Below are 18,135 nucleotides of genomic sequence, written 5' to 3'. Positions count from 1 at the left end.
TAATGGTGATATATTTTGAACAAAATGGTGGGTTGACTCGACATCTTTCGTGAACGGGCACCGGCCTACGGGTACGTCTCGGTTCGTCCCGCCGAACCACCGGCTTCCATGGATCGTGCGCCGGCATGGTGGGTTATGCAGGATCTGCGATCAAAGGACGCACGAAATCCGGGATCGAAAAGTGGAGGCGATGGCCGGGGGCAGGCTGCCTTATTTGTTATGGTGAATCGGGATTGAGGGCCGGAAACGCCCGGGCAGCGCCCCCGGTCTTGGGGGTTACTTCCGCTCCGTCACATCGCCGTAGAGGAAGATCTCCTCGATGGCGACGCCGAAGAACCTGGCGATCTTGAAGGCGAGTTCGAGCGAGGGGTCGTACTTCCCCTTCTCGATGGCGAGAATGGTCTGCCGGGTGACCCCGAGCTCGTTTGCGAGCCCTTCCTGGGTCAGGTCGTGCATCGCCCGGTAGACCTTAATCCTGTTCTTCATCGGTATCCCAGCCCCCGTACTTGCGGGCGTAATACATCCTGAACCCGACGTACAGGAAGATCATCAGGCAGAGCAACGCCATCTGAAAGAGAGCGAAACCGCCGATGAACGGGAGTTCGAGCACGTCGGGTGGGGCCGTTCCGGGAGGTCCCGGGTGGGGCGGGCGCAACCCGAGCGGCCTCGAGAACGCAATGACCGCGCTCCCCAGGCTGACCGCGAAGAAGACCACCCAGAAGACCTCCAGTGTCCGGAGCGCCGCCTTCTGTGTGATCATCGCCGTCCGTTCGTCCTCTATTCTCTCTTCGACCGCCCTTCGCGCCGCATACAGCAGGAGGACGCCGAGGACGAACGCGACCTGGATCAGGATCGGTCTCTCGAGCTCCACCGAGAGCCAGAAGATGCCGACCTCGGCGAGCGCAACGATGCCGGCCAGAAGATAGAACGTGTTTCGCTTCATAGCAGTCTGTGTATACAAGCTTGGGCATTTCGTTATTAATGTTTAACTTCAGGGTCAGCAGGAGATCCCGCCGTCCTGACAGACGCCCTGTGCGATTATCCGGATTGTTCTCCGCCTGACACTCTGCCGGGAAGGGTTCTATGGTGCCCCTTCCTCCCCTTTTGCGCCGGCATGGGCGCCGATATCCCCTGGGCCGGCGATGAGCGAGACGGTGCACGGTGTGCATTGACGGGTGAGAGAGGAGCGGGCCGGGTACAGGGTATTTATTTTACAGAAAATGCGGGACGTTATCATTAAATGGATTTCCTTTAATCCTGTTAACCGAACAGGACTAAAACAGGTAACCTATGACAGCTACATCTCTACACCCCGGTTCGATTCTCGAAGAAACCCTCGGAGAGATCCGTGAGATCCTTGGAAGCGATCTCGATTCCATCACCGTGGAGCGGGTCGTGATCGGGATCTTCTTTACCGGCGTAAAACTCAGCGACGGCTCCGGGGGCCTCTGTTTCACCCCGATAAAGGAGATCCCGGAAGCGGTCTGCTGCCCGAGTTCGGCCCGCGCCATGCCCTACCCCGGACGGTTTACGGGGCGAAGCGCCGCGGAGTTCCTCCGCGACCTTCCCCGTGCGCCGCCGCTCAAGAAAGCGGTCGGCATCGCCATCCTCAACGCGCTCTCAGAGTCCTGCTGGAAGCGCCGGCCCGACTACGTCCGGGAGACCGGGCGGGACATCCTCGATACCGTCCCGCTGCCCGGGGACGGGTACGTCGCGGTGGTGGGGGCGCTCGTGCCGGTCATCCGGCGGCTCAAGGCGCGGGGAAAGCCGTTCGGGATCCTCGAACTCGACCCGCGCACGTTGAAGCCCGACGAACTGCCCTATGCCGTTCCCCGGGATGAGGTGGATGCAGCGGTCCAGAGGGCCGATATGCTCGTCATCACCGGCACCACCCTCATCAACAACACCCTCGAACCCCTGCTTGCCCTCGCCCGGCCCGGCGCCTCGATCGTCGTCGTCGGGCCGACCGCCAGCATGCTTCCGGACGCATTCTTCCGGCGCGGCGTAACGATGCTCGGGGGGGACAGCGTCACCCGCCCCGACGAGGTGCTCGATACGATTGCAGAGGGCGGCTCCGGGTATCATTTCTTCGGCAAATCCGCGGAGAAGACGACCGTCTGCCGGTCGGACGCCCCCTGAACGAACTTTTTTTACAGACCGATCTTTCGGAGCGGATCCGTCTCCGGGGCACCGGCCCGATCATCCATCGGCATCTGCGCAGGCGGACGATCCTGCCGCTCTGTTCGACCGATCCTTATTTCTGGTAGTATGGGACATTAATGATATATTGTTAACAAATCCGTAAATTATAGTGTGTTTATTTAACTTTGGAAAAGAATCAATATCCATACATGGCTGATGCAGAACCGACGAGATCATCTCTTACGGAACCGACCGGCGCTGCAGCGGAGACCCGGTTGCACACGGCCGGTGCAGCATCGGCCCCGTTCGTATCGGATCGAGAGTTGCCCGACTACCGGTTCCGGTTTATCCTTCTGCTACTCGCCGCCGTTTTCTGCTTCATCGGGTCGTTTGCCGTCGGCAGGTTCTCGCTCGCCGTCGCCGACGCTGTTCTCATTCTCCTCTCGCCGGCCGTTCACTTCGCCATGTCGATGGATATCCCGGTTCTGGGCGATATTGTTCACATCCTTCTCTCGCCGGTCGTCCCCGTGGCGGAGACCTGGGACGATGCAATGTACAGCGTCGTCTTCAACATCCGCCTGCCGAGAATCCTCGCGGCACTTCTCGTCGGGGCCGCCCTCTCGACGGCCGGCGCCGCATATCAGGGAATGTTCCAGAATCCTCTCGTCTCTCCCGATATCCTCGGAGCATCCGCCGGTGCCGGTTTCGGGGCGGCTCTTGCCATCTACTTTTACCTCGGGACCGGAGCGATCACGCTCTTCGCCTTCGCCGGGGGTCTTGTTGCGGTCGGCACCGCGTATGGGGTCAGCCGCCTGACGAGAGGAAACCCCACCCTCGGTATGGTCCTTGCCGGAATCCTTGTCGCCAGCCTCTTCTCCGCATCCACCTCCTACATCAAACTCGTCGCCGATACCAACGATCAGCTGCCGGCCATCACCTACTGGCTGATGGGCAGCCTTGCCGGCGCGACCATGGAGGACGTGTACTTTGCGGGCGTGGTGATCGTCATCGGCCTCATCCCCCTCTACCTGTTCCGCTGGAGGATGAACGTCCTCACCCTCGGCGAGGACGAGGCGAAGAGCATGGGGATCAACACCCACCTGCTCCGGCTGATCGTGATCCTCTGTGCAACCCTCGTTACGGCGGTCGCCGTCTCCATCTCCGGCATCATCGGCTGGGTCGGCCTCGTGATCCCGCACTTCTGCCGGATGATCTTCGGTTACGACTACCGGAGGATCATTCCTGCGGCAATCATTATGGGCGGCGGGTTTCTTCTCCTGGTGGACAATTTCGCCCGGACGATTGCAACCACCGAGGTGCCGCTCGGCATTCTCACCGCGTTTGTCGGAGCGCCGATCTTCGCTTATCTGCTGATGATGGGAGGGAAGCGGTCATGAGCCTGGAGATATCGCACCTCTCCTTTGCCTACGGCAGGCGTACCCGCCTGGTACTCGACGATGTCTCGTTCTCGGTGAAGGAGGGAGACCTCCTCGCCGTGCTCGGGCCGAACGGCGTCGGGAAGAGTACGATGTTCCGGTGCATTCTCGGATTTTTGCGAAACTACCGGGGCAGCATCCGGCTGAATGGCCTGGATATCAAGACGCTCGATCACAAGGAGATTGCAAAGCATGTCGCCTACATCCCCCAGTCGACGCATCCGGTCTTCAACTACACGGTGCTGGATGTGGTTCTGATGGGCCTGACCAATCAGGTGCGTCTGCTTGGTACGCCGAACCGGAGCCACATCGATGAGGCGTACGCGGCGATGGAGAACCTTGGCATCGCCCATCTCCGGGATGCAGGGTACGGCGAGATCAGCGGCGGCGAGCGGCAGCTTGCTCTGGTCGCCCGGGCGCTTGTGCAGAAGGCAAAGATCCTGATCATGGACGAGCCGACGGCAAACCTTGACTACGGCAACCAGTTCCGGGTGATGTGCCGGATATCGGATCTCGCGAGGGACGGCTATATCATCATCCTCTCGACCCACAACCCGGATCATGCATTTCTGTACGCGAACCGGACGCTGATGATCTACGGCGGGAGGGTGATCGCCGAAGGAACGCCGGAGGGTGTCCTGGACGCAGGCCTGATCAAGGATGTCTATGGTGTGGATGTACATATCGAGGATTACCAGTACGGCTCACGCCGCCACAAACTCTGTATTCCGATCGACGGCGGCATCGGGAAGCATGGGTAGCGCGGCTGTTAATTTATTTTGATTTACTTGATCAAAATTATAAGGTATTATATTTTATTCCGTCAAATCCAGATCATAGTTGTATGAGTTCCCGTTTTCGGGAGGTGCACGTATGAAGACAGTGATAAAAATGCTCGTGGTTCTCGTTCTCCTCTCCGGCACCGCCGTCGCATTCTGCAGCGCCGCCGAGGAGACCCGGACGTTCGTTGACGATGTCGGCCGGGAGATCACCCTGCCGGTCAATATCGACGCGGTCTCGCCGTCCGGCCCCCTGGCACAGATCGTGCTCTACTCACTCGATCAGGACCTCTTCGTGAGTGTCTCCAGCGAGTTTACCGATGCCCAGGCGAAGTACATCGATCCCCGGCTTCTGACGCTTCCGGTCACCGGGCAGTTCTATGGTTCCAAGGCTTCGACCATGAACCCGGAGTCGATCATGGAGTTGAACAAAAACCTCAATATCGACGTGGTTCTGGATATCGGCGAGGCAAAGCAGACCATGAAGGCGGATCTCGATGATATCCAGTCGAAGACCGGTGTGGCGTTCGCGTTCGTCACCCAGAACAAGCTCGAAGAGATCCCCGGCTCCTACGTGAAACTCGGCGAACTTCTCTCCCGCCCGGAGCGCGGCCAGGAACTCTCCGACTACGTCTCCGCGCTTCTTGCCGAGTTTGATACCGGCATGAAGGAGGTCGGCGACAATAAAAAGTCCCTGATCTACGTGACCGTCATCGACGGCAACTCCGTATCCATGATCGGAGAAGGCTCGTATCATGCCGAGATTATCGATTATGTCGGCAACAACCTCGCAAAACCCGCGACGACCGGCAGCGGGACGGGCGACGAGTACACGATGGAGGATGTCCTCCAGTTGAATCCCGATTACATCATCGTGGGCTACGTCGACGGGCACGCCTACTACAACACGATCATGACCGACCCGATGTGGCGGTCGCTCTCCGCAGTCAAGAGCGGCAACGTCTACGAGGCACCCTGCGGCCCGTACAGCTGGATGGGCGGTCCGCCGTCGATTCAGCGGCTGTTGTCGATGATCTGGCTCGGCAACCTGATGTATCCGGACGTCTTCGACTACGATATCGACGATCGCGTCAGGGAGTTCTACACGCTCTTCTTCAGGTACGACCTGACGGATGCGGAGTTGGACGACCTGATGGTGTATGCAAAGCCCGCACCGGCATCCGCGTCGGCACAGGCAACCACGCAGGCCCCGACCCCGCTCTTCGGCGTTCTTGCCGGTCTCGTTGCAGCAGCGGCTGTCGCCGGGAGGGGACGCAACCGGTGAGCTGCATGGCGGTCGACCACATCGCTCTCTGGAACGAGCAGCACGAGGCGGCGAACCGCCAGAAGCAGATCCGAAACGACGGCAAAAGTTTCTGGGAAGACCCGGCAAACATCCGCCGCTTTGTGGATCGGCTGCTGAACGGCGACCGGTCGCGTATCGTTGACCAGATTGCGGCGATGCAGATTCCTCCCGGGTCCACGGTGCTCGACATCGGGGCGGGTCCGGGGACCCTCGCCGTCCCCCTTGCTCTCTCGGGCTGCGACGTCACGGTCGTGGAGCCGTCCGCCGGGATGCGGGCCGCGATGAAGGAGTACCGGGAGATCGCCGGTGCTCCGGAGATCCGGGAGATCCCCTCCCGGTGGGAGGACGCGGACCCGGCGGAGGTGGGGACGCACGATGTCGTCGTCGCTTCGTTCTCGCTAGCGCTCGACGATATCGGCCCTTCCCTCAAAAAGATAGACTCGGCGGCGAAGCGGTCGGTACACCTGTTCTGGTTCCTGACGCCGCCCGCGTGGACCCGGGCGAACTTCAGTCTCTGGCCGCGACTGCACGGAAGCGAGTTTGCTGCCGAACCGACGGCGGATCTCCTCTGGAACTGTTTGTGCCAGCTCGGGATCTATCCGGATCTCACGGTCGAAGACGTGGAGAAGGGGCAGCGCTACCCGACCGAGGGGGAGGCTGTTGCCGACTACTGCCGGCGTCTCTATGTCCGCGACGACCGGCAGCGGGAGATCGTTACCTCCTTCGTGCATGAGCGGATCGTGCAGACGAACGCCGGATTCTGTATTCCGGGGGTCTCGAAGACGGCCCATATCCGGTGGGAGAAGTGACCAGTGCCCGGAGCATGAGATAGATCCGGCCACGTTTTGTGATTTCCATGAGGTAGTATGCGGTATGAAAGCACCGGTGCCTCCGGCACCACGATTGACTACGCCCGTTTGTGGGACGAACAGCATGCCCGTTCTCTTGCGCAGAAGGAGAAGATGGGCGAGGATCGCGGGAAGTTCTGGTCGAACCAGGATGTGGTCGACCGGTTTGTCCGAAACCTTATCCTTGGGGATAAGTCCCGTATCGAGAATCAGATCGCCGGGATGCAGATCCCGCCGGGTTCGTCGGTTCTCGATATCGGTGCGGGTCCCGGGACCCTTGCGGTTCCTCTTGCCCTCGCGGGCTGCAGGGTTACGGTTGTAGAGCCGTCGGCCCCTATGGGTGCGGCGATGGAGAGGTACCGCCGGCTGGTGAATGCTCCTCCGATCCGTGAGATCCGCAGTTGCTGGGAGGACGTCGGCCCGGAGGAGGCGGGGGTGCACGACGTCGTCGTTGCTTCGCGGTCTCTTGTCATGGGCGATATCCGCACCAGTCTTCTGAAGATGGATGCGGCGGCGAGGCACGCGGTGCACCTCTACTGGTTCTTCTCCTCCCCGTCCGCTTCGGGAGGGAATGCCGAGCTCTGGCCGGCACTGCACGGGGAACCGTACTACAGTGAAGCGAACGCCGATATCCTGTGGAACGTCCTCTGCCAGTTGGGCATTTATGCGAACGTGCAGGTTGAAACGAAGAAGAGAGGCCAGCGATACACCGGGTTTGAAGAGATGCGGGAGGATTATTACAAGCGTCTTTCCGTAACGGAAGACAGGCAGCGGGAGATCGTAGATGCGTTTCTTCTCGAACGGGCGGTCAGGGACGGTTCCGAGTGCGTTGTCCCGGGCCGTTCGCGAACCGCCCATATCTGGTGGGAGAAGGGTGATCCCACCCCGGATCAGCCCGCTTCCGTGTAATACGATCCCCGGGCGCAGTTGCCGCAGAGGACCGTCTCTTCCGCCACAATCTCTTTGTCGTCCAGGATCGTTTCGCCGCACCTGCTGCAGCGGGTCCGGTGCTTCGGGAAGCCGGGGAGGTCGCCTTCCGGGATCACGACCCTGACTCTCTGCACCCTGAAGAGATCCTCCTCCGGTGCGTCACGCAGCATCTTTCCTGCTTCGTTCATTGCTTCGGAACCGGGCTTCTCCGTTCGCTCCTTCTCCCGGGCCGAGACCCTGACGGCATCCTGTGTCGCGAGGTTGATGAACGTGGCGGCAAACTTGCCGTAGGGCCGGTATTTCAGCGTGCGGTGGCCGAGCGAGCACCCCGTGATCGCCTGGATTGCATCTGTGATGCAGCGGTCGATCTCCACGTAGACGATAAGATCCCTGTTTCTCACCATCGGGTCCATGTGGAGTTCCCGCATCCCGATCGTCGTCATCCGGGTCCCGAGCACGATCCCGGGGCACATATCACCGTGGAACTCTTTTGCCCGTGCCAGGAGGAGATCGATATCAGCCATCGGTTCTCCCCGCCATCTGTTCCGGCAGTTTCATACTGTATATGTCTCAGATAAGTAAACAAATAGTTTTTGATATTTTGAAAAAGTTAAATAAATATTACTGTATGTCCGAGAGTGGAACCAATATTCAGTCCATTTCTCGCCCGAATAGAGCCAGTCGACGGCGATGTCCGAGAAGAACTCCGGATACAGGTAGAGCCGCCGTTCCACGAACCCGAGACCGTTGAGCACCATGGCCTTGACGACCTCTCCGTGGGTGAGGTGATGCTGCGGTGTCTTTGGGATGGCACGGTCGATGACCGCGGCAATGCCGAGGGTCTCGAAGGCGTCGGCGACGATCCCGAGATGACCGAACGAGATGTTGGATCCTTCGATGAAGTTGGCAGAGGCGGGCACAGTAGATGCTTTACTGGAAGTATAAGGATCTTACGGTTTGAGAATTCTACCCGGGGCTCGAATTAGTGCGAAAGGTGGGTTGTACCATCGATTAATCGACTTGAGATACTCAGGATCTGTGCAAAAATAACGTAAGCATATTCTCCTCCTGGGGAGGGGGAGACCTCCTCACCGCCCTCCGGGGATTGCGCGGTGAGCAGGCTGTTTTCATCCGTGCAGTCTCTTTCCTCCCCATCTGCGTTTTAAGGGTGAATTGAACAACGCATCTCTCCAGATTGTGCTTCCATTATCATTGCACGGCTCCTGAGTAACCCATGTTATTCACCCCTCCGACTCGTACAACTCGTAGTAACACCCCTTCCTTTCCATCAGTTCATCGTGGTTGCCGCTCTCCAGAATTTTCCCCTCGCTCATGAAATAGATCGTATCCGCCCTTCGGATCGTCGAGAGCCTGTGTGCGATGATGAATGTGGTGATATTCTTTGAAACGCGGTTGATTGACTCCTGGACGATCGCCTCGGATTCGTAGTCGAGATTACTGGTCGCTTCATCGAGCACCAGGATCTCCGGACTTCGGACAAGAGCTCGAGCTATGGCGATTCTCTGTTTTTCTCCTCCAGAGAACTTGATACCCTGGTCTCCGACAATACTGTCATACCCCTCGGGAAGACCGGCTATGAATGCATGGATATTGGCTTTCTTTGCAGCTTCGGCGATCTCGTCATCTGAATAACTTCCCCCAAATGAGATGTTTTCCCGGACGGTTGTATTATAAATGAACGTATCCTGGCTCACGTATCCCACCTTCTGCAGGAGGGTCTCGCGGTTATATTCTCGCAGGTCGTATCCATTTATCTGGATACGGCCGCCGGTTACATCGTAATAGCGCAGGAGCAGGGAGACCAGCGTTGATTTCCCCGAACCCGAATGGCCGACCAGCGCGGTGACCTTCTTTCTCCTGATGGTCAGGTTGATACCTTCTATCAGGTCCTGGCCTTTATAATACGAAAAGACCACATTGTCAAAGACGATATCCGAAGTAAGGGTATCAAAGGTTCGTGCACCGTCCTCTATTTTGTGGTATTGTGAATCATTCAGGAACTGGTAGATCGTTTCAAGATTGGGCCAGGTCTCCATAACGATCATATACCGGTGGCTCATGGTGGTGATCCGGGGTATTACCTTCATTGCTGAAAATACGAACGTTCCCAGGAACGGGATGACGAACAGAAAACTCTCCTGGTAGATATAATACAGAGTTATTACCATTGCAGCAATCCCTATAAAAAATAAGAACTGGAGCGCTTCACCGGGCAAATGCCGGAAAAAACTGAGCCTGATGTACTTATCCCAGAATTTGTCGAGGGCGATATCGTATTGTTCCCTCCAGTACGCATCCCCGCACACGGACCGGATCTGCCGCAGTCCCTGTACGTAACCGCTGATCACCTCGTTCTCGGACTGCATGGAATGCATATGAAGCCGGCCAAGCCGGAAGGCAACTTTTTTCCCGACAACCCTGACTACCAGGACGAAAAGCAGGCTTCCTGCAATGATCAGGGCGGCTGCACCTGCCGATACAAAAAAAATTGTAACAAGTATGGTGACGACGATAATGCCTTCGGAAAGTATGGTGGTTGACGTTTCTAAGAAATACCTGACCTGACCCGGGGCCGTTACGACATTATAGAGAATATCCCCACGTTTATTCTCTACATAATACTGGTAATCATTGCTGATGAGTTTATCGAAAATCGTCCTCTTTGTCCTGGTTATCACCTTTTTAGTCAGGTATAACGAGAGATACCTGTATACCAGTGAAACAAGGAACGTTACGAATACGATCAGGGTAAACAGGAGAGAGAACAGGACAATGGCGGGCAGGTCTACAGTATTCTGCACGAAGGTATAGAACGGCTCAAGAATCGCGATCTCGGAACCCTGAAAGTTGATTGTGGCGTTTATGATCGGATAAAGAAGAATGATCTGAAACGTCTCCATAAGGCCCTGCAAAATACTCAGGGCAAATAGGGCGAAGAGATACCTCTTGTAACCGTAGCTGTAAAAACGCAGGAGCTGGAGTATCCGCTGAAGATCGTTGAGCGTGCCGGTCATCCGGTCATGAACCGTGGATGCTACCCGGACCACCCTGTTATGAACGCATGTTTTGATGCTTATGGTATCACCGGAACCGAAATTATCCGTTTTATCATCCCCTCGAAAATCGGTAGTGCTCAGGATACCTGAAGATCTATCCAGGAGCTTCTGACCGAATTACGGTGAGCAATACCCGCCTTCATACCAGATACCCGCACGTTGAGAGTGTTTCCAATTACCGGAGACACTATACCCTGCCTCTTTTCCTGGGAATTTGTTTCAGGGGAATAACATGGGGGATGTCGTCATAGTTCCTCACGCGCGCATGAATCCCGTAGACGGCTGCGAGGTTTTCCGAAGTCAGGACATCCTCCGGCCTTCCTGCAGCAAAAATCTTCCCGCCCTTCATCATGATGATCGTATCGGAATACCGCGCTGCCGTATTGAGATCATGGATCGCTATGATGGCGGTCAGGTCCTGGCTGCGCACAAGAGTCCTCAGGATCTCCATCACGTCGATCTGGTGCCAGACATCAAGGTTGCTTGTGGGCTCATCCAGCAGGATGACCCCCGTCTCCTGGGCAAGAGCACGGGCAATGAGCACCTTCTGTTGCTGCCCCCCCGAGAGTTCGGTGAACAGCGAAAGCGCCAGGTCCTCGATACCGAGGAGTCCGAGAACCTCCCAGACCTTCTGCTCGTCCCGGGCCTCCTCCCGCCACCCGAGATGCGGCCGCCTTCCCATGAGAACCACATCGAAGACCGTGTTCGGAAAGACCCGCAGCGAGTTCTGGGGGACGTATGCAATCATCCGGGCCAGCTCCATCTGTTTCATCCCGGAAACCTTCTGCCGGTCAACGATGACCTCACCCTTCGAAGGGTTGAGGATCCGGTCGATGCACTTGATCAGCGTCGACTTCCCGGAACCGTTGGGACCGACGATGCTGACGACCTGCCCGTCGCGGATGTCGAGGTTGACGTCCCGGAGGATCTCAGCGCTGCCGTAACTGAAATGAAGCCCTTTGACTGAAAGTTTTACTATCATGACCAGTACTCCTTTCTTCTCCCTCTGAGGATGAGATACAGGAAGAACGGGACGCCGATCACCGACATCACGGTCCCGGTCGGGATCGTGCTCGGGCTGAAGAGGTTCATTGCGATGACGTCCGCAAACAGGAAGAGAATCGCCCCGAGCCCGCCTGCCGCCGGAATGATATACCGGTGGTCGCTCCCGAGGATCAGGCGCGCGACGTGGGGTGCAACCAGCCCGATAAACCCGATGACCCCGACAAACGCCACAAGAGCGGCAACAAGGAGGCTTGAGACGACCAGCACGAAGATGCGGACATGGCCTGCGTTCACTCCCATGCTCGTTGCAGCTTCGTCGCCGACGGTCATCAGGTTGAGGTCCCAGGCCTTACTGTAGAGCAGCGGCAGGCAGATCATGGAGACCACCGCGATCACCATGATGCTGTTCCAGTTGAGACCGCCGATGCTGCCCATCCCCCAAATTCTCATCACGTCACGCTGTTCGTCGCTGGCGATATAACTGAAGAGCTGGTTCATCGCCTGGAACAGGTAGTTCAGGGCGATCCCGGCGAGGACCATCGTCTCGGAGGTTGCGCCCTTCAGCCCCGAGAGGCCGATGATAACCCCTGAACAGAGAAGAGCGAAGACGAAGGCATTCCCTATCAGGAAATACGGGCCGCCCAGGATGGTGATGCCGAACACCGCCGCCAGTGATACACCAAAATTTGCGCCCGACGAGATCCCGAGCGTGAACGGGCTTGCAAGCGGGTTTTTCAGGACCGCCTGCATCACGCACCCGCAGATGCCAAGTCCTAGGCCGACGGAAATGGCCCCCGCGACACGGGGCAGGCGGATCTGCCAGACGACAGTATTTATCATCGACTCGATGGAAAAGATACCGGGTACAAACTTATCAAGTATGGTGCAGTAGACCTCGATGATGGTGATGGGCATCGGCCCGATGGTGATGATCGCTCCTGAGGCGAGGATGAGGGTCGCCATCAGGGCAAGGATGAAGACCGCCTTTTTCCAGGCAGCACGGGAATACTTCTGTTGAATTTGAGGTATCTTTCCCGTTCTGGCCCGTTTAAGGTTTATCGGCGCCCTCCTCGAGCCCGGTCCCCGCCTCAACACCCTCACTCACCGATCCAGCGCCTTGACGCACCCGAGCGTCGTCCCGAGGCTCTCTGTACCGTTTGTGACGACGATGAGGTTGCGCTCTTTTGCGATCTCGGCAAGGGTCTGGAATTCACGAAGTTTCAGGGCGACCGGGGTCTTTTCATAGAGGCGGGCCGCTTCACTCATCCGCTCCGAGGCCTGATATTCGCCGTCGGCAAGGATGATACGAGCTCTCTTCTCACGTTCGGCTTCAGCCTGACGGGCGATGGCACGGAGCATATTCTCTGGAAGACCAATGTCACGGATCGTCACGACACTGACATGGATACCCCATGGATCGGTCACGTCTTCAATTATCTCTCTGATACGTTTGTTCAGGGACTCCCGGTCAGAGAGGATCGTATCAAGCTCGTTCTGCCCGAGGACATCCCTGAGGATTGTCTGGGAGATAAGCGCCGTCGCCTCCTCATAGTCCTCGACTTCCACGATTGCCCGGGCCGGGTCGGTGACATGGTAGTAGATGATAGCATCAACGTCGATGCTAATGTTGTCTCGCGTCACGGTCGTCTGCTTCGGGACGTCAAACTGCCTGACGCGGAGGTCGACCCTGATAATCTGGTCGACGAAAGGAATGATGACAAATATCCCCGGACCTTTCACTCCGGCCAAGCGCCCTAACCTGAAAACGACCGCACGCTCGTACTGGCGCGTTATCTTAATCGAAAACAACGCAAGTATGGCAAGAATCGCCAGTGTTACCAGTATCATAATTGTCGCACTGAAAGCCATCTGAATACACCTCTATATGCCATCTCTATCTCTACTGGACGCAACTGTTTTTCAGTGTCTTTGCATCGTACCAATTTGAACTGATCAAAAACAGGTAGTGATCGAAGAAACAACTGGTTTGGCAATGGAAACACTCTCATTGTACAGGTATTTGGTACGAGCACACGTTATCGCTTAACGCCATTCTGTCAGATTCACTGGAATGGATTTTCAGTCATATTCTGAAACACTACCCATCTTATTGGCAGATATCTCGACACGCTATCTTTACCTGCCGAATGCAGTTGTACTTAATCATGTTTACATCACTCAATAGTTAAGATTTATCATTTAACTTTGTGATTTCAACTCGTGATCTGTTTCCCAGTATTGTTATCTGCCTAAGATCCCGTGTGCAAATTAAGTCCGGCATTGGCTGCACATGGGATCGTTTTTCATCGATTTCTGAAACTGATCTCGCCGTTTGAGGACTTTTGCAGGGTTACCTGTCGGGAAATTCCCGAGCGAAAGGTTGGCGCGGTGGCAGCATGGGGGCCACATCTGCATTCCATTGAACAAACATTGTTGTCTGGAACAAGCGGCAGGGTGTTGAGTGCGGTGGCGGGAGATAGCACTTTATCTTCAGTTAATTTCTCTCGAAAGTCAAACAATAATATTTAATTCTCTCGTTTTTCAAACACATTAACAGATCTCGGGCATCTCCCTTTCCGGTGCGTGCCGGAGAATTCCAAGAGGACGTGGTAGTTATTACACAACATCGATATATTCTGCTCACCTTGCTCGGCGTCTGTGCAGTTCTCCTCTGCGTCTCCGCCGCCTGCATAACTGCTCAGGAAACACCCGCCCCGGCCGAGAACCGGACGATCACCGATATGGCTGGCCGGACGGTCGTCGTTCCGTCTGAGATCAAGCGCGTCATCTGTACGTCGCCGCCGCCGTCTACATTCGTCTACATGGTCGCGCCCGACCGGCTCGCGGCCTGGAACTCTGCGCTTGGTAAGAACGAATATATCCCCGAGAAATACGCGGAGGGCATTGAGCCCATCGGTGGCGGTGGGTCCGTCGTTGTAACCAACTACGAGCTTATCATATCGCTGAACCCCGACATCGTCGTCGTGAGTTGCACCACCGGCGACGAGGCGACGCTTGCCTCCATCGCTGAACAGCAGAAGAAGCTGGGTTCCATTCCGGTCGTCGCTGTCAAGGATGCCAGGAACTCCACCGGCTACTCCGCGCCCATACGGTTCACGGGCGATCTGCTCGGTGAGGAGGAGCAGGCCGAAGCGATGATCGCGTTCTACGAGGGCATACTCGCCACGGTGACGGAGCGGGCGGTCTCGATCCCCGACGGCGAACGGGTGCGGGTCTACTACGCCGAAGGTCCGCAAGGGCTCGCGACCGATCCCACGGGCTCGGTGCACTCCGAACTCATCGAACTCTGCGGCGGGAGAAACGTTGCAGACTGCGCGCTCAACCCGGGGTCGGGGATGACCGAGGTCTCGATGGAGCAGATCATCCTCTGGGATCCGGAGGTTATTCTGGTCCTCGATCCGGAGTTTTATGCCACGATCCGGACTGACCCGCTCTGGCAGGAGATCACCGCCGTGAAGACTAACCGGGTCTACCTCATTCCGCGAACGGCGTTCTGTTGGTTCGACCGCCCGCCGGGGATCAACCGGATCATCGGGATCCCCTGGACCGCGAAAGTCCTCTACCCGGACCGTTTCAGCGATATGGATCTTGAGGGGCTTGTCAAGGAGTATCACGAGCTCTTCCTTCACATATCGCTCTCTGACGACCAGATCTGGGGTATTTTGAATCTCTGAACCTGGGAATGAACCGGTTTGATTGTGAAACATCGCCGTCAGGTTAACCTTGAAAATCGGCTCTCCTCACCTCTTTTATTACAAATTCCAACAAAAGTAACTCTTTGCATCCCGATCTGCCCACACTACGGATCGTGTCACTTTATTTTGAAGATTTCGATGCGTGAGATACAACGCCAATAACCACACGTGAAGATGAGGTTGTGACCTCACGCAGAAGTGCGCGAAGGTCGCGAAGACGACATTGGATTTTTGGGTTTAAGATGACAAAGAGCACTACCCGCCCTCCGCTGTAAGATGAATCGACTTATCCCGGTAAGAGTTCTGGGCCGGCGTTTTTCTCACATTCCCCTCGTTGAATCAGAGTATCGGGGCAGCAACAGGGTCTCTCGCACTCTCGCGCGAAGCACGCGTGAGGACGCGAAGTCGGCGTGAGTGCTGGCAGTCCCCGCGCCCTTCGCGGCTTTGCGTGAGTTTTCCGGCCGCAGGTGCGCGAGAGAAAGCCGTTCCTGCTCCCGGGCGCTCCTGGTGCAGGTCTCTGCTCCGGCAGGTGTTTCATATACCTTTTGCAGGCAGTATTCATCCCGTGACTTCGTCGCGGGCATTCTGCCTGGATTTATTGTAAACATTGTATTGTTGACTTATATCAATTATAAATATGATTCAGTTAACTTATATACTACACACGCGCATATCTGGACGTAGTTTCCCAGGCTATTGCCCCGGGGGATACGGAAGCATGAAACTATGGAACGCAGAACACGTATTTTAGAAAAAGATGATGCGGTATCACCCGTCATCGGTGTCATGCTGATGCTTGTGGTGACGATCATCATCGCCGCGGTCGTCTCCGCGTTTGCCGGGGGGCTTACAGAAACTCAGAAGGCGGCCCCCCAGCTGACGATGGACGTGGCGATAGTGAACACAGGGCACTCGGGAAGCAGTTACATCCTGTTTGATGTAAAAGGGACGAGTGAGCCCATCCCGACGAAAGACCTGAAGATCGCGACCTCTTGGACGAAAGCGAGCGGGGAAATGGGCGGCGGCGTCTGTACTGTCGGAGAGTGGAACACCAATGTTGCAATACCGGGTCACGAAGAGCACGGCTTTAAGTATAACTCCCCCATCGGCTTTGGCAAGGGGGTCCAGGGTAAACAAGGGATAAACACAACCACCTACGGAACCGGGCAGTACTTCGCCAACTACACGTTAGTTGCGGGAACAACGATGAAGAGTTCGCCTGCAGCGTACGAAATGAGTGGCTACGGCGCAACAGACTCCTACAAATACGCTGTTGGAGAGTATTGGAAGGAGACTAACATCGACGGCATGATGGCAATCCTCGGCAAGGAGTGGTCTAAACTCAGGGCCGGTGACACCGTTGATGTCAGGGTCACTCATATCCCGAGTGGAAAGGTCATATTTACGAAGACCGTGGGGGTGCAGGGATGACCTCCCGGGAGAAGAACGATGATGCGGTCTCGCCGGTTGTCGGCGTCATGCTGATGCTCGTGGTGACGATCATCATCGCTGCGATCGTCTCCGGATTTGCCGGGGGGCTCGCGAGCGGTACGAGCAAGCCTGTTCAGGCAACGATCAAGGCGGACTACAGCCAGAACAACGGCATGACCATCACCCACACGGGTGGGGATACCATCAACACGCTCCAGACAAAGATCATTGTCGCTCCCACAGCAGATTTCGGCGGCTACGAGCATCTCAGGTGGGAAGTGAGCACCGCCAATGTAAACGTCGCGAAAGATGGAGGGGGCAGGCCCTGGTTTGATCCGAAGAAATCCTCAGGCGAACTCGCCCGCACCTTCCAGCCGGGAGAGATGGCCGTGGTGCGTGATCTTGCGCAGGTTCAGCCCGCAATGAGTGGGGAGCCTGGAGAAACCGATGTAAACAACGTGGATTACGGTTTCCAGAACAAAAACGCCCGCGGCCAGCGCTTCATCCTGAGTATTGTCGACGACACCGGGAGAACGATTGCACAGACCGAGGTGCTGATCAGGCCATAGGAGGTGATGAGCAATGAGACAGTCAAGAATGAAATTATTATCCAGTGAAGAGGCGGTCTCGCCGGTCATCGGCGTCATGCTGATGCTTGTGGTGACGATCATCATCGCGGCGGTCGTCAGCGCGTTCGCGGGGGGCCTGATCGGAAACGAAGACCAGAAAGCACCGAAACTCATAATGGATGCTAAGATCGTCAACACAGGTTACTGGTCTTCAAGTTACTTCAAGGCAGAGGTAACGGGTGTGGACGACCCCATTGATACGCAGGATCTGCAGATCATGACATCCTGGTCCAAGAAGCTCGTCAACGGGACCACGATTGACGGAGGTGCGACGATGGTTCCCGGTGACCGGAATTTCCGTGTGTTCTATGTCGTCAACGGCTGGTCGGCGAAGGATAACTGGACGTACGTCTGTCCCCAGGGGTACGGCCCCGGAGTCGGACTGAGTGGAGAGGAAAATACAAATTTCTGGCCTTTTGAGAAAGGTCCAAATTATACAAAGCCAGCTACCATGGCTCAATTCGAAACGGGAGGATTAACGAATTACTCATGGTTCGGTAATTATAACCTCCAGTCCGGCACTATTATGTTCGCCCGGCCGTTCGGTGGAAGATTGGGCGGGCAGGCAACGGGAGGTGGAGGATTCTCTGTTGGTTATGGCATGGCTGCCGATACCTCGCAGGGTAATACCGGTGGCGGCAGATACTGGTATTCATACGGGACGGACTCCAAAGGGGCAACTTTTGAGTCATATCCCGAAAGCATCGACCAGATGATGGCCGTCCTCGGGAACAACTGGAACTATCTCAGGGCCGGGGATGTAGTGACCATGAAAGTGATCCACACTCCGAGCGGAAAGGTCATATGGCAGAAAGATATTTCAGTGGAGGGCTAAC

The 18,135-nt window shown here is 56.5% G+C and carries 17 protein-coding genes and 1 pseudogene; 10 read left to right on the top strand and 8 right to left on the bottom strand.

Going from position 1 to position 18,135, the window contains the following annotated elements:
- Window positions 1-276 precede the first annotated feature (276 nt).
- Both L21_RS00695 and L21_RS00690 read right to left on the bottom strand, forming a co-directional pair.
- Window positions 277-486, bottom strand: coding sequence for a helix-turn-helix transcriptional regulator (locus L21_RS00695; protein ID WP_074368586.1), 210 nt, complete (start codon window positions 484-486; stop codon window positions 277-279).
- On the bottom strand, window positions 470-943 hold the full coding sequence (locus L21_RS00690; RefSeq protein WP_074368585.1) for a DUF2178 domain-containing protein: 474 nt from the start codon (window positions 941-943) through the stop codon (window positions 470-472). The genes L21_RS00695 and L21_RS00690 overlap by 17 nt, the downstream gene beginning before the upstream one ends.
- Before the next feature lie 347 nt (window positions 944-1,290).
- On the opposite strand from L21_RS00690, the gene L21_RS00685 reads away from it, so the two are divergent.
- The 6 genes from L21_RS00685 to L21_RS00660 all read left to right on the top strand — a co-directional run bounded on the left by L21_RS00685 (window position 1,291) and on the right by L21_RS00660 (window position 7,420).
- Entirely contained in the window at window positions 1,291-2,139 is an 849-nt protein-coding gene (locus tag L21_RS00685) for a DUF364 domain-containing protein (protein WP_074368584.1), read from the top strand.
- A 212-nt stretch (window positions 2,140-2,351) separates the two neighbouring features.
- Window positions 2,352-3,539 carry a FecCD family ABC transporter permease gene (locus L21_RS00680; RefSeq protein WP_083608674.1) on the top strand — a complete coding sequence of 396 codons (1,188 nt, stop codon included), beginning with the start codon at window positions 2,352-2,354 and terminating at the stop codon, window positions 3,537-3,539.
- Entirely contained in the window at window positions 3,536-4,339 is an 804-nt protein-coding gene (locus L21_RS00675) for an ABC transporter ATP-binding protein (protein ID WP_074368583.1), read from the top strand. The genes L21_RS00680 and L21_RS00675 overlap by 4 nt, the downstream gene beginning before the upstream one ends.
- A 112-nt stretch (window positions 4,340-4,451) precedes the next feature.
- Entirely contained in the window at window positions 4,452-5,642 is a 1,191-nt protein-coding gene (locus L21_RS00670; RefSeq protein ID WP_143727175.1) for an ABC transporter substrate-binding protein, read from the top strand.
- Between the two features lie 5 nt (window positions 5,643-5,647).
- Window positions 5,648-6,472: a class I SAM-dependent methyltransferase gene (locus L21_RS00665; protein ID WP_074368675.1), complete on the top strand. Its 825-nt coding sequence runs from the start codon at window positions 5,648-5,650 to the stop codon at window positions 6,470-6,472.
- Between the two features lie 57 nt (window positions 6,473-6,529).
- Window positions 6,530-7,420 carry a class I SAM-dependent methyltransferase gene (locus tag L21_RS00660; protein WP_074368581.1) on the top strand — a complete coding sequence of 297 codons (891 nt, stop codon included), beginning with the start codon at window positions 6,530-6,532 and terminating at the stop codon, window positions 7,418-7,420.
- On the opposite strand, the gene L21_RS00655 is transcribed toward L21_RS00660, so the two are convergent.
- The 6 genes and pseudogenes from L21_RS00655 to L21_RS00630 form a co-directional block, all read right to left on the bottom strand.
- Window positions 7,402-7,965 carry an FmdE family protein gene (locus tag L21_RS00655; RefSeq protein ID WP_074368580.1) on the bottom strand — a complete coding sequence of 188 codons (564 nt, stop codon included), beginning with the start codon at window positions 7,963-7,965 and terminating at the stop codon, window positions 7,402-7,404. The two genes, L21_RS00660 and L21_RS00655, sit on opposite strands and share 19 nt — an antisense overlap.
- A 150-nt stretch (window positions 7,966-8,115) precedes the next feature.
- A pseudogene (locus L21_RS14655) lies at window positions 8,116-8,340 on the bottom strand (DUF4277 domain-containing protein); the annotation flags it as partial.
- Window positions 8,341-8,682: 342 nt separating this feature from the next.
- Complete coding sequence (locus L21_RS00645) at window positions 8,683-10,509, bottom strand: ABC transporter ATP-binding protein (RefSeq protein WP_143727174.1); 1,827 nt, start codon at window positions 10,507-10,509, stop codon at window positions 8,683-8,685.
- 196 nt (window positions 10,510-10,705) lie between these two features.
- Complete coding sequence (locus L21_RS00640) at window positions 10,706-11,500, bottom strand: ABC transporter ATP-binding protein (protein ID WP_074368577.1); 795 nt, start codon at window positions 11,498-11,500, stop codon at window positions 10,706-10,708.
- A complete protein-coding gene (locus L21_RS00635) occupies window positions 11,497-12,486 on the bottom strand; it encodes a FecCD family ABC transporter permease (RefSeq protein WP_218600615.1) in 990 nt (329 codons plus the stop codon). Before L21_RS00635 ends, L21_RS00640 begins: the two co-directional genes overlap by 4 nt.
- Window positions 12,487-12,624: 138 nt before the next feature.
- Complete coding sequence (locus tag L21_RS00630; protein WP_218600614.1) at window positions 12,625-13,371, bottom strand: slipin family protein; 747 nt, start codon at window positions 13,369-13,371, stop codon at window positions 12,625-12,627.
- A 797-nt stretch (window positions 13,372-14,168) separates the two neighbouring features.
- Here L21_RS00630 and L21_RS00625 point away from each other — a divergent pair.
- The 4 genes from L21_RS00625 to L21_RS00610 all read left to right on the top strand — a co-directional run bounded on the left by L21_RS00625 (window position 14,169) and on the right by L21_RS00610 (window position 18,134).
- A complete protein-coding gene (locus tag L21_RS00625; protein ID WP_083608671.1) occupies window positions 14,169-15,218 on the top strand; it encodes an ABC transporter substrate-binding protein in 1,050 nt (349 codons plus the stop codon).
- 747 nt (window positions 15,219-15,965) lie between these two features.
- Entirely contained in the window at window positions 15,966-16,670 is a 705-nt protein-coding gene (locus L21_RS00620; protein WP_074368575.1) for a type IV pilin N-terminal domain-containing protein, read from the top strand.
- Window positions 16,667-17,239: a type IV pilin N-terminal domain-containing protein gene (locus L21_RS00615; RefSeq protein WP_074368574.1), complete on the top strand. Its 573-nt coding sequence runs from the start codon at window positions 16,667-16,669 to the stop codon at window positions 17,237-17,239. Before L21_RS00620 ends, L21_RS00615 begins: the two co-directional genes overlap by 4 nt.
- A gap of 13 nt (window positions 17,240-17,252) precedes the next feature.
- Window positions 17,253-18,134 carry a type IV pilin N-terminal domain-containing protein gene (locus L21_RS00610; protein WP_074368573.1) on the top strand — a complete coding sequence of 294 codons (882 nt, stop codon included), beginning with the start codon at window positions 17,253-17,255 and terminating at the stop codon, window positions 18,132-18,134.
- Window position 18,135 lies beyond the last annotated feature (1 nt).

The sequence above is a fragment of the Methanoculleus chikugoensis genome (assembly GCF_900095385.1).
In the GTDB taxonomy this organism is placed as follows: Archaea; Halobacteriota; Methanomicrobia; order Methanomicrobiales; family Methanoculleaceae; genus Methanoculleus; species Methanoculleus chikugoensis_A.
The sequence above is the reverse complement of the archived record's forward strand: the minus strand, read 5'-3'. Positions and strand labels throughout refer to the sequence as shown.